Here is a 20,888-nt window from a genome sequence, read left to right as displayed (position 1 = left end):
AGTTTCGACATCTGCCTTTCGCCCACTTTAAGTGGGCGATTTTGCTTTCGCAAAACCAGGCAGATGTCATGGAGGGAAGTTTATGGGAAAATTTAGGTCCCCATCCCACGAAGTTTCGACATCTGCCTTTCGCCCACTTTAAGTGGGCGATTTTGCTTTCGCAAAAGCGGGCAGGTGTCATGGAGGGAAGTTTATGGGGAAATTTAGGTCCCCATCCCACGAAGTTTCGACACCAGTCCTTCGCCCACTCAAGTGGGTGATTTTGCTTTCGCAAAAGCGGGCGGATGCCGGAGCGTACAAATTCGGGAAAACCCGGGTGGACCGGCTCATCGAATGTTGCGGTCTGCTCTCTCCCCCTCAAAACCGGGCGGGCTGGTTTTTGAAAGCGGGGGAGGACAGGGGCGTGAGGCGATGGCGGAGTAGGCGCTGCGGGGCGGGGGCGCGCCCCTCCTGCCGCCCTCTTTTCTGTTTTGGCCCCTTCCCCCTTGCGCGAGTCGGCCGGGCCGGGACACCGCTTTGCCCCGCCGCACAGGGGCGGAAAAGCGCTGCCCGCATCGGGGGAAAGGAAACGGATTTCTGCTTGCAACCCGGGGGCGGATATGGTACAATTATTTCGTTGTGAAACAGGGCAAACGCGCACTCTGGTATGCGGATATGCGGGTCCTGTGCGACAGGGCGCCGTGAACCATGTCAGGCGGGGAACCGAGCAGCATTAAGCGGGTCGTCTTGTGTGCCGCAGATCAACCTGTGTGTCCGCATACCACAGTGTACGGGCCCTGTTTTTGCGCTATTTTCAAAAAAGGAGGTGGCCGCCATCTACCGCGCTCTCTACCGCAAATACCGCCCCCTGACCTTTGACGACGTGATCGGGCAGGAGCCCATTGTCACCACCCTCAAAAACCAGGTGGAGACGGGAAAGCTCTCCCACGCCTACCTCTTTACCGGCTCCCGGGGCACCGGCAAGACCACCTGCTCCAAAATCTTGGCAAAGGCCATCAACTGCCCCAACGTCAAGGACGGCCAGCCCTGCGGGGTCTGCGACATCTGCACCGGCATCGACGAGGACTCCATCACCGATGTGGTGGAGCTGGACGCCGCCAGCAACAACGGGGTGGACAACATCCGCGCCCTGCGGGAGGAGGCCAACTTCGTTCCCACCCGCTGCAAAAAGCGGGTCTACATCATCGACGAGGTGCACATGCTCTCCCCCAGCGCCTTTAACGCCCTGCTCAAGATCATGGAGGAACCGCCGGAGCACGTGGTCTTTATTCTGGCCACCACCGAGCTGCACAAGCTGCCGGTGACCATCCTCAGCCGCTGCCAGCGCTTTGACTTTGCCCGCATCACCGCCGAGCAGATCGCCGGGCGGCTGGCGGTCATCGCCGAGAGGGAAGGGGTGCAGCTGGACGAGGACGCCCGCTTCCTGTTGGCCAAACTGGCCGACGGCGGGATGCGCGACGCCCTCTCCCTGCTGGACAAGTGCGCCTCCACCGGCGAGCGGGTGAGCTTGCAGATGGTCAAGGATCTCTGCGGCGTAGCCGACAAGAGCTATCTCTTTGATCTCTTTGACTGCCTGCTCGACCGCGACCTGGGCCGGGCGATCGCCCTGCTCGACGACCTCTTCGCCCACTCGGTGGACATGGGCCGCCTGGCGCAGGAACTGCTCAGCCATGGCCGGGACTTGATGCTCTGCAAGGTGATGGAGGATTTTGACACCCTGGTCCTCTGTCCTCCCGATGACCGCCAGCGCTATGTCGAGCAGGCCGCCCGCATCCCCCAGGGGGAGATGATGGGCTGGATGGCCAGGCTGATGAAGGGGGCCGACGCGGTGGGGCGGGCCGCCTCCCCCCGCATCGCCATGGAGATGCTGCTGGTGGAGATCACCGCAGCCGCAGATCAGCCGGTGGCCCCGCAGGTCACCGCGATCAAGGTGGCTGCGGTCAAGCCGTCCGCCGCCCCCCAGGCCAAACCGGCCCCTCGCCCTGCCCCGGAACCGGTGCGGGAGGAGCGGGAAGAGGAGGTCCCCCTCCCCGATGCCCCGCCTCCGGCGGAGGGCACCGGCTGGCAGGAGCCGGCTGTCCTTGCCCCAGCTTCGCCCCAGATTCCGGAAGCGGCTCCTCAAAGGCCAGCTGCTGTTGCTCCGCCCGTGGGAGCCGCCCCCCAGCCGCTGGCGGAGTGGCCCCAGGTGCTCGAGGCCCTGGCCAACCACAACCGCCTGGCTGCCGCGGCCCTGGCCAATTCCCGGGCCTACCTGTCCGGCGATCTGGTGCTTATCGCCTCGGAGAACGCCACCTTTTTGAAGATGATGCGGGAAAACGCCCGCACCAAGGCGGACATCCGGGCGGCGGTGAGCGAGGTGACCGGCAAGACCTGCCGCCTCGGTCCCTACCGGGAGCCGGAGGGCGAGGCCGCGCCCACAGAGGGGGGCAGCCAAAAGCTGGACCAACTCATCGCTCGGGCCCAGGCCCAGGGGATCGACGTGACAATCAAGGAATAGGCGGCTGCTTCGGACAGCCGGACGAGATGGAAAAAAGGAGTGCAAGCGCCATGAAAGCCAGACTGCCCCAGGGCTACGGCCCGAAGAACATGAACCAGATGATCAAACAGGCCCAGGAAATGCAGGAGAGGATCGCCCAGGTGCAGGACGAGATCGAGGAGAGCGAGTTCAAGGTGTCGGCCGGCGGCGGAATGATCGAAGTCACCATCAACGGCAAAAAAGAGCTCACCGCCCTGGAGATTAAGCCCGAGGTGGTGGATCCCGACGACATTGAGATGCTGCAGGATTTGATCATGGCGGCTGTCAACGAGGCGGTTCGCAAGGTGGAGGACGAGGCCTCCTCCCGGATGGCAGAGGTCACCGGCGGGGCCGCCGGCCTGCCCGGAATGCCCTTCTAGGCCGTGTCCTACAACATCAACGCCCTCAGCGAACTGTCCGAGCAGTTTGAAAAGCTGCCCGGCATTGGCCGCAAGACGGCGCAGCGGCTGGCGTTTTACGTGCTGGGAATGAGCGCTGAAGACGCCCAGAGGTTTGCAGAGACCATCGTTCGGGCCCACCGCGAGATCAAGCGCTGCAAGGTCTGCCAGAACCTGTCGGACACCGAGGTCTGCTCGGTCTGCGCCGACGAGGGGCGGGACCGAAGCACCATCTGCGTGGTGGAGGACCCGCGGGATGTCTTTGCCTTTGAGCGCACCAAGGAGTATTTCGGCACCTACCACATCCTGGGGGGACTCATCTCCCCCATTGACGGGATCGGGCCGGACAAACTCTATATCAAGGAGCTGCTGGCCCGCCTCAACAACAGCGAGGTCAAGGAGATCATCATGGCCACCTCCCCCACTGTAGAAGGGGAAGCCACCGCCATGTATGTCTCCCGGCTCATCAAGCCCCTGGGGATCAAGGTGACCCGGCTGGCCTATGGCATCCCGGTGGGCGGGGTGCTGGAATACGCCGACGAGGTGACCCTCTACCGGGCGCTGGAGGGGCGCAGCGAACTCTGATCGGAAAAATCGTTCTGCGCCCTGCCCAGGGCGGATGAAACAGAGCAAAACGGCATACCCTCTTCAGAGAGGGGCCGGAGAAGGAGGGGAGACCCGTGGGAAACAAAGAGGCCATCAAGACCATCGCTCAAAACAAGAAAGCCCGCCACGACTACTTTATTTTAGAGAGCATTGAAGCGGGAATCTCCCTGGCCGGGACCGAGGTCAAGTCCCTGCGGGCGGGGGCAGTCAACCTCAAAGACAGCTGGTGCGACATCTACAAAGGCGAGGTCTACGTGCTGGGGATGCACATCAGCCCCTATGAAAAGGGAAATATCTTCAACCGGGACCCGGTGCGGGAGCGAAAACTCCTCCTCCACCGGCGGGAGATCAACCGCCTGCTGGGCCAAATCAAGCAGGAGGGGTTGACTTTGATCCCCATTTCGGTATACTTTAAGGGGTCGAAGGTCAAGGTGCAGCTGGGCCTGTGCAAGGGCAAAAAGCTGCACGACAAGCGGGCGTCCGCCGCCGAGCGGGACGCCAAGCGCCAGATCGACCGGGCGCTCAAAGAGCGCACCCGCTGACAAAAGCCGGCAAACCCAGGCGCCCGCAGGGGCGCTTTGATGAGGGGGCGCAATGGTTTCGACGGGGATCGTGAAGCACGGGAAGCGAGTGGCGGTGCGGGACCGCCTCAACAATCCGCACCTTAAAAGTAAACGTCGATAACAACGATTACGCTTTAGCGGCCTAGTGCCGCTCATCCGGCGCGGGGGGGCCACGGACCGCGTTCGGGTGTCATTTTAGTGGCGAACATGTATACGCGAGGGCCTCGTAGCGTATCAGGTATATGAGGATACTTGGCCCGCGAGCCTGACCACCGGCGCGCGGGGCGGGGAATGTAAAAGATGGTCTGCACTCGGAGATGCCCGTGGGGAGCGGTTTTCGGACACGAGTTCGATTCTCGTCGCCTCCACCAAATAAAAGCGCATGACAAAGCCATTTGTTGTGCGCTTTTTTCTTTTTTGGGCCCACCCATGGGCCCCGCTTTTTACAAAAATAAAAGCATCCGTGACGGGCGCTTTAAGAAAATGATTGAATGTATCTGCGCAACGCGGTGTCGATAGGCCGTGCCACCCGCTCTGAAGTGGTTCGCAAGGGGATATACCTGGTGAGGGATGCCCTCAAAAAAATGAGAGGAAGCGGCCCCCATTTCATCAAAGCAGTCGCTTCCCCCAGAACCGCTCGCCGCCCAAAAGCAGCTTGCAGCACAAATAGGGTATCATGTGCGGCGGTTTCTTTCAAGGGTTGGCGACCGACCGAGAGGGGAACAAGAGCGATGGCAAACAACACACTATTGGAACAGCTTTTTCGCAGAGAGCTCTGCCCGCAAGATGAGATCAGCCCTTACAGTGATGCCTACCGGCAGACTGCGGAAGCCCTGGGTGAGAGACTGGACTGGTGGGAGGACAGGTTATCGCCGGAGGAGTTCGTCGCTCTACAAGAGATGCAGCAGCTGTGGATTGACCGGTACGACATGGAGCAGAGCGAGACATTCCGCTGTGGGGTGACTCTGGGCGCCCTCTTTTTGCTGGAGGTATTGGAGGGCCGCGAGGCGCTGCTTCACCAAAGGCAGCTTGGCTGATCTCTCCGAATTGTTAAATAGGCACAATGGATAAGACGGGACCGGCGGAGAGAAGTTTTCCGCCGGCCTCCTTTTTACATGGGACGGTGGCAGCGCCGCCCGCTTGCCTGGCGAAAAAGGGGGGGATTCCACCGCCACAAAAAATGCAGAAAGGGGGTTGCATTCCGAACTGAAACTGATATAATAACAGTTATAAACTGATACAAAATAAATTACAGTTCGGAGTGAGTCGAGATGAAGAAAAAGGGAACGGCGCTGGCAGTCGCCCTGTTGGGTTCGCTGCTCGCCCTCACCGGTTGCGGTGCGGCGGGGGGCGGTGCGGCCGCCTCCAAAACCGCGGGGGAGTACCACAAGATTTCACCGCAGGAGGCCAAGGAGCGGATGGAGGCCGGCGGAGCGACGGTGGTGGACGTGCGCACCGCCCAGGAGTACGGGGAGGGCCACATCCCCGGCGCGGTGCTGGTGCCGCTGGACACCATCGGCGGCGAGCGGCCTGCCGCCCTGCCGGATACCGAGGCAGAACTGCTGATCTACTGCCGCAGCGGGGTGCGCAGCAAAGCCGCCGCCGAGCAGTTGGCGGCGTTGGGGTACCGTCAGGTGTGCGATTTCGGCGGCATCATCGACTGGCCCTACGAGATTGTCAGGGGGGAGGTGTGAATTTTGACCAGTGAATTCAATGTGGCGGTGCACGCTCTGGTCTATTTGAGCCACCGGGGTGGCACCCTGTCCAGCGAGGAGTTGGCCCAGAACATCTGCACCAACGCCGCCCGGGTGCGAAAGGTCCTCTCCAAGCTCAAAAAAGCGGGTCTGGTGGAGACAAAGGAGGGGGCCGACGGCGGTTACCTCTTTGACCGGGATGACGGGGAGGTGACCCTTCGCCAGATCGGCGAGGCACTGGACTGCTGCTTTGTCTCGGCCAACTGGCACAGCGGGGACACCGACCTGCCCTGCCTAGTGGCTTCCGGCATGGGCAAAATCATGGACGACATCTACAGTGAACTGGACGAGTGCTGCAAGGAGCGGCTGGAGAAGGTCACCATCCACTCCATTGGCCAGAAAATATTCGGCAAGCGGCCTTGACAGAGCGCTCTCCCGGCTGCGGGCCCTTCCTCTGCGGGCCGGGTTGGCACATGGGGCGGCGCTCGGGATCTGTTTGCCGCTCTACCTGAGGGCGGACTGCGCCGATTTTTTGAGTAAAGGAGGTCCTTTATGGGCTTGTCCATCGAGACCGGCGTGCCGGTTTTCACCGTATTTTTGCAGGGGCTATTGAGCTTTTTCTCCCCCTGTGTCCTCCCCCTGGTACCCCTCTACGTGGGGTATCTGGCGGGGGGGACCAAATCGATCGGCCCCGACGGGCAGATTCGCTACAAGCGCAGTACTGTGCTGCTGAACACCCTCTTTTTTGTGTTGGGGGTCAGCTTCGCCTTCTTCCTGTTGGGCTTTGGTTTTACGGCCCTGGGCAAGTTTTTCAGCGGCAACCGGGCGCTCTTTGCCCGCATCGGCGGGCTGATCGTCATCCTCTTCGGCCTCTATCAGCTGGGCTTTTTCGGGGGCAAGGGGCTGCGCCGGGAACACCGCCTCCCCATCCGGCTGGACCGCTTCGCCATGAGCCCCCTGGTGGCCCTGGCGCTGGGCTTCACCTTTAGCTTCGCCTGGACCCCCTGCGTGGGCCCGGCCCTGGCCTCGGTGCTGCTGATGGCCTCTTCGGCCGGCTCCTCCCTGGTGGGCTTTGGGCTGGTGGGGGTCTACACCCTGGGCTTTGTTCTCCCCTTCTTGGGGGTGGGGCTCTTCACCAGCAGCCTCCTTAATTTTTTCAAGCGCCACCAGAAGGGGCTCCGCTACACCGTCAAGGTGGGGGGCGCGCTGATGATTTTGATGGGGGTGATGATGTTCACCGGTTGGATAAACGGCATCACCGGCTATCTCTCGGGCATCGGCGCCGGCGGCACCGAACAAAATGGGGCCTCCCAGAGCGCCTCTTCCTCGGCCGGCACGGCGGGGGAGGGAAGCGCTTCCTCGTCCGGCGGCGGCCAATCCCAGGGGGGCGGGTCACAGACTGGCGTCTTCCCTGCCCCCGATTTTACCCTGGTGGATCAAAACGGCGAGACACACACCCTGTCGGAATACAGGGGCAAGGTGGTCTTTCTCAACTTCTGGGCCACCTGGTGCGGCCCTTGCCAGCGGGAGATGCCCGACGTGCAGGCCCTCTATGAAATGTATGGCGAGAACAGCGGCGACGTGGTGGTGTTGGGGGTCGCCAACCCCAAGAGCGCCAAATACCCCCGCAACCAGGACGTCAGCCGGGAGGAGATCGTCTCCTTCCTGCAGAAAAACGGGTATGACTACCCGGTGGTGATGGACGAGACCGGCGCGGTCTTTAACGGCTACGGCATCACCGCCTTCCCCACCACCTACATGATCGACCGGGACGGCAACCTCTTCGGCTATGTGCCGGGGATGCTCACCCGCTCGGTGATGGAACAGATTGTACAGCAGACCCTCGACGGCAGCGGCCGATCTTGAGGGAGGAGAAAGGATGCGTTTGCAAATGGAACCACTGGCGTTGACAGAAGCCAATTTTGAAGCGGAGGTCGGGCGCTATGGCGGCCTGGCGGTCATCGACTTTTGGGCCCCCTGGTGCGGCCCCTGCCAGATGTTTTCCCCCATCGTCGACGAGATTGCGGCCGACCCGCCCACCGGGGTGAAGGTCTGCAAGGTCAATGTGGATGAGCAGCCCGGCCTGGCGGTGCGCTACCAGGTGATGAGCATCCCCACCTTGCTGTTGGTCAAAGGCGGCCGGGCAGCGGCCACCAGCGTCGGCTTTCAAGGCAAGGAGGCGGTTCTCGCCCTCATCGAAAAGCACCGTTAAACAGCGCTGAAAGGCGTCCCGCGCCCCACGGGGGGAGCGGGGCGCCTTTTTGGGTGGAGAAGTCATAAAATATTCAGAAAAAAGCGCGCTGGACGGTGGGGGATTCGTGTATACTAATAGGCAGAGAAGAGAGAGGGGGAAGAGGGGATGGAACACAGAGAGGCCAGGCGAATATTTCGCAGGGCGCTGCCCAACCTGCTCATTGTGCTGGCGGGGGTCCTGCTCTACGCCTTTTTCTCCCACTTGGGGGAGATCTCGCGGGCCGCAGGGGCGGCGCTGGGGTTGCTGGCCCCCTTTTTGGCGGCTTTTGGCATTGCCTATTTGTTGGCCAAGCCCCTCGGGTGGATCGAGCGGCGCTGGCTCTGCGGCATCAAGAGCCGGCGCGCCCGCCGCGCGGCGTCGGTGGGGATCGTCTACCTGCTCTTTCTGGGGCTGATCGCCGCCCTGATCGCCCTGATCATTCCCCAACTCGCCGCCAGCATCCGCAGTCTCATCGCCCAGAGTGGCGATCTCATCGACCAGGGAAGCGCCTTTTTGCAGCGGGTGCTGGCCGAATACGGCATCGGCCCGGACCGAATTGCCGGCGTCCTTCAGTCCTGGGAGGGGATTTGGGACAAGGCCATCGACTTTTTGCAGGCCGCCCTGCCCAAACTGGTGGGCTGGTCGATGTCGGTGGGGGGCTTTTTGGTCAAGGCGTTGCTGGCACTGGTGGCCTCGGTCTACCTACTCTATAACAAAGAGCGGTTTTGCTCCCAGTGCAAGCGGGTCCTCTACGCCCTCTTTTCGCGGCGGCGGGTAGACGGCGCGCTGCGGGTAGGCACGCTGGCCCACCGCACCTTTGGCGGCTTTCTCACCGGGCAGATCGCCGACTCGCTGCTGGTGGGGGTGCTCTGCTTCATCGGCACCTCCCTGCTCAAGATCCCTTATGCGCCGCTGGTGAGTGTGGTGGTGGGCTGCACCAATGTCATTCCGGTGTTCGGCCCCTTTTTGGGCGGGGTGCCTTCGGGGATCATCATCCTCATTGCCGACCCGGTCAAATGCCTGTGGTTTGTCCTCTTCATCGTCTGTCTGCAACAGATCGACGGCAACTTTATCTGCCCCCGCATCCTGGGTCAGTCCATCGGTCTCTCCCCCTTCTGGGTGATGCTGTCCATCGTGGTGGGGGGCGGCCTCTTCGGCCCCCTGGGGATGTTTTTGGCCGTGCCCGCCTTCTCGGTGCTCTACACCCTCTTCGGCGAGTTTGTCGGCCGGCGATTGCGGCGCCGGGATCTCACCCCTGCGGGGGAGGAGGTTTGGCCGCCTGAAGAGAGGGCCGTGTGACTGTCCCCGCCCGGCGGGCCGCCCTTTTGGCAGAGGGGTGGCCCGCTTTTTTGCGCCGGTTGACAGGGGGGCGGGCAGCTTGTAAACTAACAGGGAAAGGGGCGCTTGGGTCCGGTGGGGTCCACACCAAAAGCGCCTGGAGAAAAGGGCCGTGCGGGCCTTGGACAGAAGGGGCGTTTTGCAGTGGAGAGAGAGCGGGTCTGGCTGTTGGATTCCACCATGCGCGACGGCGCGCAGGGGAAAAATATCTCTTTTTCGGTGGAGGATAAGGTGGAGATTTTGCGGGCTTTGGATCGGCAGGGGATCCCCTATATCGAGGCGGGCAACCCCTCTTCCGGGCCCAAGGACCTGCTCTTTTTTGAGCGGGCGCGGCAGATTCCCCTGGAACACAGCAAGCTGGTGGCCTTCGGCGCCACCTGCCGCAAATCCCTCGCCCCGCAGGAGGACCGGGGGATCGCCGCCCTCTGCGAGGCGGGGACCCCGGCGGTCTGCATCTTCGGCAAGAGCTGGGACCTCCACGTCAAGGACGTGCTCAAGACCACCCTGGAGGAAAATCTGCGGATGATCGGGGAGACCGTCGCCTACCTAAAGGCGCAGGGGAAAGAGGTCCTCTACGACGCCGAGCACTTCTTCGACGGCTACCGCCAAAACCCCCGCTACGCTATGGAGACCGTCCGCGCCGCCCGGGACGCCGGGGCCGACTGGGTCGTCCTCTGCGACACCAACGGGGCCACCCTTCCCAGCGACGTCCGCCGGGCGACCCAGCAGGTCTGCCGAGAACTGGGCTGCCCGGTGGGCATCCACTGCCACAACGACATCGGCTGTGCCGTGGCGGCCAGCCTGGCGGCGGTGGAGGGCGGGGCGCGGATGGTGCAGGGCACCTATGTGGGCTTTGGCGAGCGCTGCGGCAACGCCAACCTCTCGACGGTGCTCCCCACCCTGCAGCTGAAGATGGGATACCCCTGCGTGGAGAAGGGGCAGATGGCCCGCCTGACCAAGACCGCCCGCATCATCTCCGACGTGGCCAACCTCACCCTGCCCGACAGCATGCCCTATGTGGGGGGCGGCGCCTTCTCCCACAAGGCGGGGATGCACGTGGACGCCGTGCACAAGAACAGCCGCACCTTTGAGCACATCTCCCCCGACATGGTGGGCAACAAGCGCCACATCCTCATCAGCGAGGTGGGGGGGAAGGCGGTGCTCTACCACAGCATCCGCAAGGTCGACCCCACCGTGCCCCCCGATGCCCCCGAGATTGCCGAGGTGCTGGAGGATGTGAAGGCCAGGGAGTTGCGGGGCTACCAGTACGAGTCGGCCGAGGCCAGCTTGCAGGTGCTGATCCTCAAGCACCTGGGAATGCACCGCCCCCACTTTAAACTGGAGCTCTACCGCATCTTCAGCGAACAGGAGTCGGGGGTGTTCAGCACCTCCTCGGCCATCTGCAAGGTGCGGGTGGGGGACCAGTACGAGATGACCGCCGACGAGGGAAGGGGCCCAGTCAACGCCTTGGACAACGCCGTGCGCAAGGCGGTGACTCGGTTTTACCCCGCCATCGCCCGGGTGCGACTGACCGACTACAAGGTGCGTGTGGTGGAGCAAAGCGCCAACTCGGCCTCCCGGGTGCGGGTGCTCATCGAGTCCACCGACGGCGAAAATGTCTGGACCACAGTGGGGGTCTCCCACGACATCATCCGTGCCTCCCTGCGCGCCCAGGTGGATTCGCTGGAGTACAAGCTCCTCCGGGATGACGGCATCCTATGACCCTCCATCTGCCGGCCAAAACTGGAAAAGATGTACAGAATTAAATCGATTGTTTGCGCCTTCTGGTGGAATTGCCAAAACAGGGGGCGCAGTTGTTTTTGCTGTTGACTTTAGCACGCTACTATGCTACTATAATAAAGCAACAAGGCGGAGACGCCGACACGATGAAACCAATAGGGGGAATCACAGATGAAACAGATGAATCGAGTGAAGCAAGTTTTGGGCATCGCCCTGGCGGCGCTGATGGCGCTGGCCACCTTTACCGGCTGCGGCGCGGCGGCGAGCGACGCCTCCTCAAAGGGAGAGGGGCAGGATCTGCTGGCCCAGATCAAAGCCAAAGGCAAGATCGTTGTGGGAATGAACGCGGAATTCGCCCCCTATGAATTCCACGCCATCGTGGACGGCAAGGACACAGTCTCCGGGTTCGACGTCGAGCTGGCCAAGGCCATTGCCAGCGACCTGGGCGTCGAGCTGGAAATCAAGGAGATGGAGTTTGAGGGGCTCATCAGCGCCCTCAACGCCGGGCAGTGCGACGTGCTGATCTCCGGCCTCGCCACCACCGAGAAGCGCCGCCAGCAGGTGGACTTCTCCGACCCCTACTACACCGGAAAAAACCTCCTCTTGATGAACAAGAAAAACACTGCGGGGATGGACAGCGTGGCCGAGTTGGCCGACAACAAAATCGGCATTCAAATGTCCTCCACCCAACAGGTATACGCCCAGAACAACTTGGAGCCCCAGGGCACCCAGGTGACCTACATCGGCAGCATGAACACCCTGCTCATGTCCCTCAAGGCCGGGCAGATCGACGGCATCATCACCGACGACACCGTCTGCCGCACCATGGTCATCTCCAACCCGGATTTGGTCATCAATCCAAACTGTGCCTTCCCCAGCGAAAACCCTGACGAGGACTCCACCGCCGTGGCCATCCCCAAGGGGGAGGAGAGCCTGACGGCCGAGATCAACAAGACCATCGCCCGACTGAAAGCCGACGGCCAGATGGAAAAGCTGGTGGACGAGGCCTGCGCCCTGGCGGCGCAGAACGCCGACAGCGAGGAATAGCACCCCACACCGCAGAGAAAAAACGGGCGAGCCAAGCCGCCCGTTTTCCTTTGCCGAAATACCGGTCGGCCCCGCCCTGGCGGGAGAGGGGCCAGAGAGGAAGATGTCACCGTGAATTTTAGTTTTTGGAGCGGGTACAAGGCCAGCTACTTTTCCAGCCTTTGGATGACTTTGAAGCTCTCCCTTGTCTCGATCCTCTTTGCCACCCTGCTGGGGGTGCTGCTCTACTTTCTCAAGACCTCCCGGCTGGGGTATAAAAAGTTTCGCCCCCTGGCCCTCCTCGCCTCGGCCTTTATCGAGGTGATGCGCTGCGTGCCCATGTTGCTTTTGATGATCATCGTCTACTCGGGCAGCAAGATCGCCCTGGGTTTCAACTTCACCTCCTTTCAGGCGGCGGTGATCGCCATTGTCATGAACGCCAGCGTCTACATCTGCGAGGTGGTCCGCGCCGGGATCGAGGCGGTGGACCGGGGCCAGATGGAGGCCGCCCGCAGCCTGGGGATGAGCCGCCGCAAGGCCATGTGGCTGGTGGTGATGCCCCAGGCGGTCAAGAATATCCTGCCGGCCATCGGCAACGAGTTTGTGGGGGTCATCAAAAATTCCTCTATGGCCTCGGTCATCGGGGTGGCGGAGCTGCTCTTCACCTCGAAAAACATCTCCGGCGCCACCTTCCTGCCCCTGGAGCCCCTGCTGGTGGCCGCCGCCTTCTACTTCGTTTTGACCTTTACCCTGGGGCGGCTGATGCTCTGGGTGGAGAGGAGGTACAAAGTCAGTGATAACCGTTAAAAATCTGTACAAATCCTTCGGCGAAAACGGGGTGCTCAAGGGCATCTCCGAAACGGTGGAAAAGGGCGAGGTGGTGGTGGTCATCGGCCCCTCCGGCTCGGGCAAATCCACCTTCCTGCGCTGCCTCAACCTGTTGGAGCGCCCCACCTCGGGAACCATTGTCTTTGAGGGGCAGGAGATCACCGGCAAGCGCTTTGACGAGGACAAACTGCGGGAGAAGATGGGGATGGTCTTTCAGCAGTTCAACCTCTTTCCCCACAAGACGGTGCTGCAAAACGTGACCATGGCCCCCATCAAAGTCAAGGGCCAAAAGCCGGCAGCCGCCAGGAAGCGGGGGCTTGAACTGCTGGAGATGGTGGGCCTTTCAGACAAGGCCGACAGCTACCCGAACTCCCTTTCGGGCGGGCAGAAACAGCGGGTGGCCATCGCCCGCGCCCTGGCCATGGACCCGGATGTGATGCTCTTTGACGAGCCCACCTCGGCGCTTGACCCGGAAATGGTGGGGGAGGTGCTGGCGGTGATGAAACAGCTGGCCCAGGAGGGGATGACCATGGTGGTGGTCACCCACGAGATGGGCTTTGCTCGGGAGATGGGGGATCGCATCCTCTTTATGGACGACGGGGTCATTGTGGAACAGGGCAGCCCAGAGGAGCTTTTCGGCAACCCCCAAAACCCCCGCACCATCGACTTTCTCTCCAAGGTCCTTTGAGCGGGGGCAGGCAAAAAAGAAATTGACAAACCCCAAGCGCTGGGGTATGATGAAGTCGCTATCAAAAACAAATAGTCAAACGGGGGGCTGGCGTAAACCGGCTGAGATTGGGCAGTGACCTGCCCTGACCCGCGAACCTGTACGGATAATGCCGGCGTAGGGATTTGTCAGCAAGGGAACAGACTGCCAAGGCTGTACGGGTGCGCGCCCGTGCAGCCTTTTTTGCGCTGCGTCAAAAGAAGGAGGAAGAAAAGATGAGTGAAAAACAGCCGGAGTGCAGCATTGCCATCCAGGTCCTGCCCAAGGTGGAGGGAGAAGAGGTCATCCGCGTGGTGGACGAGGTCATCGCCTACCTGAAATCCAGCGGCCTGCCGGTCTTTGTGGGTCCCTTTGAGACCACGGTGGAGGGCCCCTTCGACCAGTTGATGGAGATGGTCAAGGAGTGCCAGAAAATCTGTATCCGCGCCGGCGCGCCGGGGGTCAGCTCCTACGTGAAGATCGCCTACAATCCGAATGTGGGGGTGTGGTCCATTGACAAAAAGGTCACGAAACATCACCAGTAAACTCTACCCCTTTGTGCTCATCGCCCTGCTGTTGGCCATCTGGAGCGGCATCTCCTACTTCGGCGTTTTACCGGGGTATATGCTGCCCTCCCCCTGGGCGGTGGCGCGGGCCTTTGTCAAGGACTTCGGGCTGTTGATGAACCACGCCCGCATCTCCCTTTGGGAGTCCTTTCTGGGGCTTTTTTGCAGCACCGCCCTGGCCTTTGTGCTGGCGGTGCTGATGGACCGCTTTCTCTTTTTGCACCGCTCGGTCTACCCGCTGCTGGTGCTCACCCAGACAGTCCCCTCCATCGCCATCGCCCCGCTGCTGGTGCTCTGGTTTGGCTACGGGCTCACCCCCAAGGTGCTGCTGATCGTCATCGTCTGCTTTTTTCCCACGGTCATCGGTCTGCTCTCGGGTTTTGCCGCGGTGGACCGGGACGTGATCCGCCTCTTCACCTCCATGGGCGCCTCCAAGTGGCAGATTTTGTGGCAGGTGAAAATCCCCTCGGCGCTGCCCCACTTCTTCTCGGGCTTTCGCATCGCCGCCTCCTACTCCATTGTGGGCGCGGTGGTGGCCGAGTGGCTGGGGGGCGAGGGGGGCCTGGGCGTCTACATGACCCGGGTGCGCAAGTCCTATGCCTTTGACAAGATGTTCGCCGTCATCTTTTTGGTGAGCATCATCAGCCTGCTGCTGCTCAAGCTGGTGGGCTGGGCGGAGAAGAAGGCAATGCCCTACAACCAAAAACAGAAGTCTTGAAAATAGAGGAGAAAAGAAGAGATGAAGATGAAAAAGTGCCTGGCCGTTCTGCTGGCCCTCACCCTGTGCGCCCTGCCCATGAGCGGGTGCAAAAAGGACGATTCCGGCGAGGAGAGCGGTCTGACCGACATCACCGTGGTGCTGGACTGGGTGCCCAACACCAACCACACCGGTATGTATGTGGCCCTGGAAAAGGGGTATTACGAGGAGGCGGGTCTCAAGGTGAGCATCCAGCAGCCCCCCGAGGACGGCGCCCTCTCCCTGCTGGCCGGCGGCAAGGCCCAGTTCGCCGTCAGCGTACAGGAGCAGATTGCCGCCGCCCTCGCTTCAGACAGCCCGCTGCCGGTGACCGCTGTGGCCTCCATCATCGACCACAATACCTCGGGCATCATCTCCCTGAAAGAGACCGGCATCCGCTCCCCCAAAGACCTGGAAGGAAAGCGCTATGCCGCCTGGGACAGCCCTTTTGAAAAGGCCACCCTCACCGACATCATGTCCGCCGACGGGGGGGACTACGACAAGGTGAAGATGATCCCCAACAGCGCCACCGACCTGATCACCGCCCTGAACACCGACATCGACGCCGCCTGGATCTTTTATGCCTGGGACGGGGTCGCCTGCAAGGTCAAGGGGATGGACTTTGACTACATGAACATGAGGGATTTAAACCCCGCCTTTGACGAGTACACCCCCCTCCTGGCCTCCAGCAACGCCTTTTTGCAGGAGCACCCCGACCAGGCCAGGGCCTTTTTGGCCGCCACCGCCAAGGGGTACCAGTACGCCATGGAAAACCCGGAGGACGCGGCCAAAATCCTGGTCAAGCACGCCCCCGAGATCGACGAGGAGATCGCCATCGAGAGTCAGAAGTGGTTGGCTGACCAGTACCAGGGAGACAAGCCCCACTGGGGCACCTTTGATCCGGAGCGCTGGGCGCGCTTCTTTGCGTGGATGGAGGAGAAGGGCCTGGTGGACAGGGACATCCGCACCGAGGGCTTTACCAACGACTACCTGCCCGCCCAGTGAGGGGAAGCGCCATGTCTTTTTTTAAAGCCGAAAAAATCACCAAGTCCTATGACGGGCGCACCATCATCCGCGACATCGACCTGCGGGTGGAGGAGGGGGAGATCGTCTGCCTGCTGGGGGTCAGCGGGATCGGCAAGACCACCCTCTTCAACGTCCTCTCCGGGCTGGAGCCGGCCGACAGCGGCCGGGTGACCCTGGACGGGGCCGACATCACCGGCCGCACCGGGGTGGTCAGCTACATGCAGCAAAAGGACCTGCTCCTCCCCTTTCAGACGGTGCTGCAAAACGTCTGCGTCCCCCTGCGGCTGCAGGGCGTGGGCCGGAAGGAAGCCCGGGAGCGAGTGCGCCCCTACTTTGCGCAGTTTGGCCTGGCGGGATGCGAGAACCAATACCCCAACCAGCTTTCAGGGGGGATGCGGCAGCGGGCCGCCTTTCTGCGCGCCTACCTCTTTTCCAGCAAGATGATGCTGTTGGACGAGCCCTTTGGCGCCCTGGACGCCATCACCAAGTCGCAGATTCACAGCTGGTATTTGCAGGTGATGGAGGCCGTTCGCTCCTCCACCCTCTTCATCACCCACGACATTGACGAGGCGATCCTCCTCTCTGACCGCATCTATATCCTCACCGGCGCTCCCGGGGAGATTGGGCTGGAGCTGCCGGTGCACTGCAGCGGTAGGCGGGACGCCGACTTTCCCCTCACCGACGAGTTTCGGGAGACCAAGCTGCGCATCCTCCACTTCATCCGCCAGTCGGTGGAAGGGGAATAGGGATCGCCTTTTCCACACCAAATCCACGTCCAGCAGCCCGCCGTCCAGGCGGGCTGTTTTGGGTTTGCCCTGTGCGCCGCCCTTCGCTCTTTTTTGCGGGCGCTTATCCCTGCGATGGGGCGCTTTCTGAAGTGCGCGCCCTTCATCGGCTGCGGGAAAGCGAAAATTTCATCGCTTTCCACCTTTAAAATCAGCCGGAAATGGAGTATAATAGGCCCATCTCAAAAGAAAAAAGAAGGAGGGCTTTGCAAGTGAAACAGACCTTTATCACCGGCGGCAACATTGTGGATGTGGAGGCCGGAACGGTTCTCACCGGCAGCAGTATTTTGGTGGAGGACGGGCTCATCAAAGAGGTGGGCGCATCCCTACAGCCCCCCGAGGGAGCAGAGGTGATCGACCTCAAAGGCGCCACCGTCCTGCCGGGGCTCTTCAACTGCCACACCCATATGAACCTGGCGCCGGTGGCCAACCCCACCTACACCGAGACCGACGCCCAGGTCACCATGTTCTCCCTGGAGCAGCTGAAGATGCACATCCAGTCGGGGGTCACCTTCATCCGGGATGTGGGCGGCATCCACTACATCGATGTGGACATCCGCGACGAGGCCAAGGCCGGCAAAATCCTCGCCCCGGACATGCAGGTCTCGGGCAAGTGCATCTGTATGACCGGCGGACACGGCTGGTCCATGGGGCGGGAGGCAGATGGACCCGATGACTGCCGCAAGGCCGCCAGAGAGCAGCTCAAGGCGGGGGCCGACTGGGTCAAGGTGATGGCCACCGGCGGCGTCATGACCAAAGGGGTGGAGCCGGGTTCCCCCCAGCTGGGCGAGGATGAGCTGCGGGCCGCCATTGAGGAGGCCCACAAGGTGGGGGCCAAGACCTGCACCCACGCCCAGGGGATGACCGGCATCAAAAACGCCCTGCGGGCGGGGGTCGACTCCATCGAGCACGGCTTTTTTATGGACGACTGGTGCTTTGACTACATGAAGGAGCACGGCGTCTACTACGTGCCCACCCTGGCGGCGGTGCACTGGATCGTGGTCAAGGGCACCGAGGCGGGGATTGCCGACTACGTGGTGCGCAAGGCCGAAAATGCGGTGGAGGCCCACCTGGACACCTTCCGCCGCGCCCACGAGGCCGGGGTCAAGATCGCCCTGGGCACCGACGCGGGTACCCCCTTCAACAGCCATGACATGACCGCTTACGAGATGGTGTTGATGGTGAAGGCGGGCATGACCCCCATGGAGGCCATCCGCACCGGCACCATCAATGCTGCCGAACTCTGCTCGGTGGAGGACAGCCTGGGCAGCATCGCCCCGGGCAAAAAGGCCCATCTGGCGGTCTTTGCCGAGAACCCGGTGGAAAACATCGAAGCCGCCCTCAACTGCGTGATGACCATCAAAAACGGCGAGGTCGTCTACCGGGCGTAGAACGTTTTTGCCAAGAGCGCGAAAAGGCCTGGAAAACCATTTGGTTTTCCAGGCCTTTTTTGGTCTGTTTTATCTGCCGGGCCTACAGCCATTCGCCCCAGCGCTTGATATAGAGCCGCTTGACCAGCTGGGAGGCCGCGCAGTAGCCGCCCAGAAGCAGGGCCAGACAGGGGAGGAAGGCCAGGGGCAGGGGGCGCAGGTCGATGGCCGCAGCCGCCGGCCCAAATCCCAAAAAGAGAGCCACGGCCCCCACCACCCCGGTGGAGAGGGCCAAGGGCAGGGCGGCCCTGCTCTGCAAAAAGGGGATGCGGGCGGTGCGGATCATGTGCACCACCGCGATCTGCGACAGGGTGCCAAAGACAAAGCAGCCGCACTGAAAGAGGGGGGCCAGCCCCGCCGTATTCGCCCCCAGCCAGAACCAGAGCAGCAGGTAGAGGCCGATGTCAAACAGCGAACTGAGAGGCCCCATGATCAGCATAAAGCGCTGGATGGTGCCGGTCTCCCAGCGGCGGGGGGAGCGGAGGTAGGAGGTGTCCACCCGGTCAAAGGGGATGCCCAGCTGGGCGAAGTCGCAGAGGAGGTTTTGGATGAGAATGTGCACCGGCAACAGGGGGAGGAAGGGGAGAAAGAGGCTGGCCACCATCACCGAGATCATGTTGCCGAAGTTGCCGCTGGCGGCCATCTTGATGTATTTGACGATGTTGCCGAAGGTGCGCCGCCCCTCCAGCACCCCCTCTTCCAAGACCATCAAATCCTTTTTCAGCAGGATGATGTCGGCGGTCTCTTTGGCGATGTCCACGGCGCTGTCCACCGAGATGCCCACGTCGGCCTGGCGCATGGCCGGGGCGTCGTTGATGCCGTCGCCCATGTAGCCCACCGTGTGCCCGGCGCGCTGAAAGGCCTCCACCACCCGGCTTTTTTGCAGAGGGGAGAGTTTAGAGAAGAGCTGGCAGCGCCCCACGGCCTCGTCCAGGGCGCTGTCGTCCATCTCCTCCACCTGGGCGCCGGTGAGCCGGTGGCCGGTGTCGATCCCCACCTTGCTGCAGACCTTGACGGCCACCCCCTCGCTGTCCCCGGTGAGAACCACCGTGCGCACCCCGTGTTGGCGCAGGGCGGCGACAGCCGCCCGGCTGCTCTCCTTGGGCGGGTCGAGAAAGCCGATGAAGCCCAGCAGCACCATTTCCTCCTCGTCGGCCACCGAGAAGGTTTCGGCCGGGGGGAGTTCATTTTTCTGGGCGACGGCAATCATCCGCAACCCCTCGGCGCTGTGGGCGGCGCAGACGGCGAGGGCCGTCTCTCGCACCGCGGGGGCCAGGGGGAGGATCGCCCCGTCCAGCTCGGCAAAGGCGCAGATCGAGAGCACCTCCTCCACCGCCCCTTTGGTGATGAGCTGCCGCTTGCCGCTGCCATCAGACAGCACCACGCTCATCCGCCGGCGGCTGAAGTCAAAGGGGATTTCATCCACCCGGGTGTAGCCCTCCAGCAGCGGGGAGAGGCCGTTTTCCCCGGCGCGGCCGATGATGGCCAGATCGATGAGGTTTTTGAGCCCGGTCTGAAAGGCGCTGTTGAGGTAGGCGTGGCGGAGGATGCGCAGGTCATCCCCGCCCCGCACGTCCATGTATTTTTCCAGTACGATCCGGTCCTCGGTGAGGGTGCCGGTCTTGTCGGTGCAGAGCACATCCATCTCGCCGAAGGTCTGAATCGAGCTGAGGGTCTTGACGATGGTCTGGTGCTTGGACATGGCCACCGCCCCTTTGGCCAGGGTAGAGGTCATGATCATGGGCAGCATTTCGGGGGTGAGGCCCACGGCAATGGTGACGGCGAAAAGAAGGGCGCTGCCCCAATCCCCCTTGGTGAAGCCGTTGATCAGAAAGATCACCGGCACCATCGCCAACATGAAGCGGATGAGCAGCCGGCTGACCCCGTCCACCCCCCGCTCAAAGCTGTTTTTGGCCCGGTCGCCCGACAGGCTCTGGGCCATGGAGCCGAAATAGGTGTCGTTCCCGGTGGCCAACACCAGGGCGGTGGCGCTGCCGCTGATCATGTTGGAACCCATAAAGCCCAGGTCTCCCAGGTCGGTGAGGGCCCTCTCTTCGCCCCCGGACAGCTGGGCAAACTTCTCCACTGGGGCCGATTCCCCGGTGAGGGCCGCCTGGGAGAGAAAGGCGTCCTTGGCGGCGAGAAAACGGACATCCCCAGGGATGATGTCCCCCGCCGAAAGGCGGACTATATCCCCCGGCACCACCTGGTCGATGGGGATGGAGCGGGTCTCGCCCTCCCGCACCACCTCGACTTGGTTGGAGATCATCGACTGCAGGGCGGCCGCAGCCTTGCCCGAGCGCTCGCCCTGCACAAAGGAGACCAGACCCGACAGCCCCACCAGAGCCAGCACAATGACGACGGTGGTGATATCGCCGCTCCTTGAGATGAGCACGTCGGTGACAAAGGTGATGGCCGCCACCAACAGCAAAACCAGGTTAAAGGGGTTGACAAAGGCCTGCCCCAGCCGGTAGAGAAGGCCGTGGCGCGCCTCGCTGCGAATGCGGTTGGGGCCGCGCTCCTCCAATCTCTCGGCGGCGGAAGTGGCCGAGAGACCGCGGGGGCTGCTGCCCTGCAATGCGAGGGCTTCCTCCCCGGTGCAGCGGGCGTAGGGGCGCAGCAGCTCCTCGCTGGCCCGGCGTTTTTGGACGGCGCGGTTGGAACCGGCGCCGCTGTGTTTTTGCAGAAACATCTTGTA

At 62.2% G+C, this 20,888-nt stretch carries 21 protein-coding genes, 2 other RNA genes and 1 riboswitch; of the genes, 22 read left to right on the top strand and 1 reads right to left on the bottom strand.

Annotation, left to right across the window (positions count from 1 at the left end; translation table 11 throughout):
* From HJY11_RS02265 to HJY11_RS02160, 22 genes are all read left to right on the top strand, one after another.
* Window positions 1-260 (top strand): hypothetical protein (locus tag HJY11_RS02265; RefSeq protein WP_208074436.1); only part of this gene is annotated, 260 nt, incomplete at its 5' end.
* A gap of 394 nt (window positions 261-654) precedes the next feature.
* Window positions 655-754: signal recognition particle sRNA small type (gene ffs, locus HJY11_RS02260), an RNA gene on the top strand.
* Window positions 755-805: 51 nt separating this feature from the next.
* Complete coding sequence (gene dnaX, locus HJY11_RS02255) at window positions 806-2,497, top strand: DNA polymerase III subunit gamma/tau (RefSeq protein ID WP_208074435.1); 1,692 nt, start codon at window positions 806-808, stop codon at window positions 2,495-2,497.
* Window positions 2,498-2,547: 50 nt separating this feature from the next.
* Window positions 2,548-2,895 (top strand): YbaB/EbfC family nucleoid-associated protein, encoded by a 348-nt coding sequence (locus HJY11_RS02250; RefSeq protein ID WP_044992516.1) that lies wholly within the window; start codon window positions 2,548-2,550, stop codon window positions 2,893-2,895.
* Window positions 2,896-2,898: 3 nt separating this feature from the next.
* Window positions 2,899-3,498, top strand: a complete 600-nt coding sequence (gene recR, locus HJY11_RS02245) for a recombination mediator RecR (RefSeq protein WP_021659422.1) — start codon at window positions 2,899-2,901, stop codon at window positions 3,496-3,498.
* 95 nt (window positions 3,499-3,593) lie between these two features.
* Complete coding sequence (gene smpB / locus HJY11_RS02240) at window positions 3,594-4,061, top strand: SsrA-binding protein SmpB (RefSeq protein WP_021659421.1); 468 nt, start codon at window positions 3,594-3,596, stop codon at window positions 4,059-4,061.
* Between the two features lie 43 nt (window positions 4,062-4,104).
* Window positions 4,105-4,453, top strand: a transfer-messenger RNA (tmRNA) gene (gene ssrA / locus HJY11_RS02235).
* Window positions 4,454-4,813: 360 nt separating this feature from the next.
* Window positions 4,814-5,119: a DUF6809 family protein gene (locus HJY11_RS02230; RefSeq protein ID WP_208074434.1), complete on the top strand. Its 306-nt coding sequence runs from the start codon at window positions 4,814-4,816 to the stop codon at window positions 5,117-5,119.
* A 234-nt stretch (window positions 5,120-5,353) separates the two neighbouring features.
* Entirely contained in the window at window positions 5,354-5,776 is a 423-nt protein-coding gene (locus HJY11_RS02225; RefSeq protein ID WP_208074433.1) for a rhodanese-like domain-containing protein, read from the top strand.
* A gap of 3 nt (window positions 5,777-5,779) precedes the next feature.
* Window positions 5,780-6,199, top strand: coding sequence for an RrF2 family transcriptional regulator (locus HJY11_RS02220; RefSeq protein WP_208074432.1), 420 nt, complete (start codon window positions 5,780-5,782; stop codon window positions 6,197-6,199).
* 129 nt (window positions 6,200-6,328) lie between these two features.
* A complete protein-coding gene (locus tag HJY11_RS02215) occupies window positions 6,329-7,642 on the top strand; it encodes a redoxin domain-containing protein (RefSeq protein ID WP_208074431.1) in 1,314 nt (437 codons plus the stop codon).
* A 13-nt stretch (window positions 7,643-7,655) separates the two neighbouring features.
* A complete protein-coding gene (trxA, locus tag HJY11_RS02210; protein WP_243764092.1) occupies window positions 7,656-7,988 on the top strand; it encodes a thioredoxin in 333 nt (110 codons plus the stop codon).
* A gap of 147 nt (window positions 7,989-8,135) precedes the next feature.
* Window positions 8,136-9,308 (top strand): AI-2E family transporter, encoded by a 1,173-nt coding sequence (locus tag HJY11_RS02205; protein ID WP_208074430.1) that lies wholly within the window; start codon window positions 8,136-8,138, stop codon window positions 9,306-9,308.
* 183 nt (window positions 9,309-9,491) lie between these two features.
* Complete coding sequence (gene cimA, locus HJY11_RS02200; RefSeq protein WP_208074429.1) at window positions 9,492-11,069, top strand: citramalate synthase; 1,578 nt, start codon at window positions 9,492-9,494, stop codon at window positions 11,067-11,069.
* 189 nt (window positions 11,070-11,258) lie between these two features.
* A complete protein-coding gene (locus tag HJY11_RS02195) occupies window positions 11,259-12,134 on the top strand; it encodes a transporter substrate-binding domain-containing protein (protein ID WP_208074428.1) in 876 nt (291 codons plus the stop codon).
* 111 nt (window positions 12,135-12,245) lie between these two features.
* A complete protein-coding gene (locus HJY11_RS02190; protein ID WP_368041522.1) occupies window positions 12,246-12,920 on the top strand; it encodes an amino acid ABC transporter permease in 675 nt (224 codons plus the stop codon).
* Window positions 12,907-13,629 (top strand): amino acid ABC transporter ATP-binding protein, encoded by a 723-nt coding sequence (locus HJY11_RS02185; RefSeq protein WP_208074427.1) that lies wholly within the window; start codon window positions 12,907-12,909, stop codon window positions 13,627-13,629. Before HJY11_RS02190 ends, HJY11_RS02185 begins: the two co-directional genes overlap by 14 nt.
* A gap of 70 nt (window positions 13,630-13,699) precedes the next feature.
* Window positions 13,700-13,809, top strand: a riboswitch (TPP riboswitch).
* A gap of 74 nt (window positions 13,810-13,883) precedes the next feature.
* Window positions 13,884-14,192, top strand: a complete 309-nt coding sequence (locus HJY11_RS02180) for a thiamine-binding protein (protein WP_208074426.1) — start codon at window positions 13,884-13,886, stop codon at window positions 14,190-14,192.
* Window positions 14,161-14,931 carry an ABC transporter permease gene (locus HJY11_RS02175; RefSeq protein ID WP_208074425.1) on the top strand — a complete coding sequence of 257 codons (771 nt, stop codon included), beginning with the start codon at window positions 14,161-14,163 and terminating at the stop codon, window positions 14,929-14,931. Before HJY11_RS02180 ends, HJY11_RS02175 begins: the two co-directional genes overlap by 32 nt.
* A 21-nt stretch (window positions 14,932-14,952) precedes the next feature.
* On the top strand, window positions 14,953-15,954 hold the full coding sequence (locus HJY11_RS02170; RefSeq protein ID WP_208074424.1) for an ABC transporter substrate-binding protein: 1,002 nt from the start codon (window positions 14,953-14,955) through the stop codon (window positions 15,952-15,954).
* Between the two features lie 11 nt (window positions 15,955-15,965).
* On the top strand, window positions 15,966-16,721 hold the full coding sequence (locus HJY11_RS02165) for an ABC transporter ATP-binding protein (protein WP_208074423.1): 756 nt from the start codon (window positions 15,966-15,968) through the stop codon (window positions 16,719-16,721).
* Window positions 16,722-16,972: 251 nt separating this feature from the next.
* On the top strand, window positions 16,973-18,151 hold the full coding sequence (locus HJY11_RS02160) for a metal-dependent hydrolase family protein (protein WP_208074422.1): 1,179 nt from the start codon (window positions 16,973-16,975) through the stop codon (window positions 18,149-18,151).
* Window positions 18,152-18,233: 82 nt separating this feature from the next.
* On the opposite strand, the gene mgtA is transcribed toward HJY11_RS02160, so the two are convergent.
* The gene (mgtA, locus tag HJY11_RS02155; RefSeq protein ID WP_208074421.1) at window positions 18,234-20,882 is read right to left on the bottom strand and encodes a magnesium-translocating P-type ATPase; all 2,649 of its coding nucleotides are present in this window, start codon (window positions 20,880-20,882) and stop codon (window positions 18,234-18,236) included.
* Between the last annotated feature and the right edge of the window lie 6 nt (window positions 20,883-20,888).

Origin of the sequence: Bittarella massiliensis (ex Durand et al. 2017) (assembly GCF_017566145.1) — a bacterium.
GTDB classification, from domain to species: domain Bacteria; phylum Bacillota; class Clostridia; order Oscillospirales; family Ruminococcaceae; genus Bittarella; species Bittarella massiliensis_A.
This window is presented reverse-complemented; position numbering and strand designations above follow the sequence as displayed.

Bases quoted from the DNA above. Each gene is read 5' to 3' on its own strand.
- HJY11_RS02250 (WP_044992516.1), top strand. From the start codon at position 2,548: ATGAAAGCCAGACTGCCCCAGGGCTACGGCCCGAAGAACATGAACCAG.
- HJY11_RS02230 (WP_208074434.1), top strand. From the start codon at position 4,814: ATGGCAAACAACACACTATTGGAACAGCTTTTTCGCAGAGAGCTCTGC.
- HJY11_RS02225 (WP_208074433.1), top strand. From the start codon at position 5,354: ATGAAGAAAAAGGGAACGGCGCTGGCAGTCGCCCTGTTGGGTTCGCTG.
- HJY11_RS02215 (WP_208074431.1), top strand. From the start codon at position 6,329: ATGGGCTTGTCCATCGAGACCGGCGTGCCGGTTTTCACCGTATTTTTG.
- trxA (WP_243764092.1), top strand. From the start codon at position 7,656: ATGCGTTTGCAAATGGAACCACTGGCGTTGACAGAAGCCAATTTTGAA.
- HJY11_RS02205 (WP_208074430.1), top strand. From the start codon at position 8,136: ATGGAACACAGAGAGGCCAGGCGAATATTTCGCAGGGCGCTGCCCAAC.
- HJY11_RS02195 (WP_208074428.1), top strand. From the start codon at position 11,259: ATGAAACAGATGAATCGAGTGAAGCAAGTTTTGGGCATCGCCCTGGCG.
- HJY11_RS02180 (WP_208074426.1), top strand. From the start codon at position 13,884: ATGAGTGAAAAACAGCCGGAGTGCAGCATTGCCATCCAGGTCCTGCCC.
- HJY11_RS02170 (WP_208074424.1), top strand. From the start codon at position 14,953: ATGAAGATGAAAAAGTGCCTGGCCGTTCTGCTGGCCCTCACCCTGTGC.
- HJY11_RS02165 (WP_208074423.1), top strand. From the start codon at position 15,966: ATGTCTTTTTTTAAAGCCGAAAAAATCACCAAGTCCTATGACGGGCGC.
- mgtA (WP_208074421.1), bottom strand. From the start codon at position 20,882: ATGTTTCTGCAAAAACACAGCGGCGCCGGTTCCAACCGCGCCGTCCAA.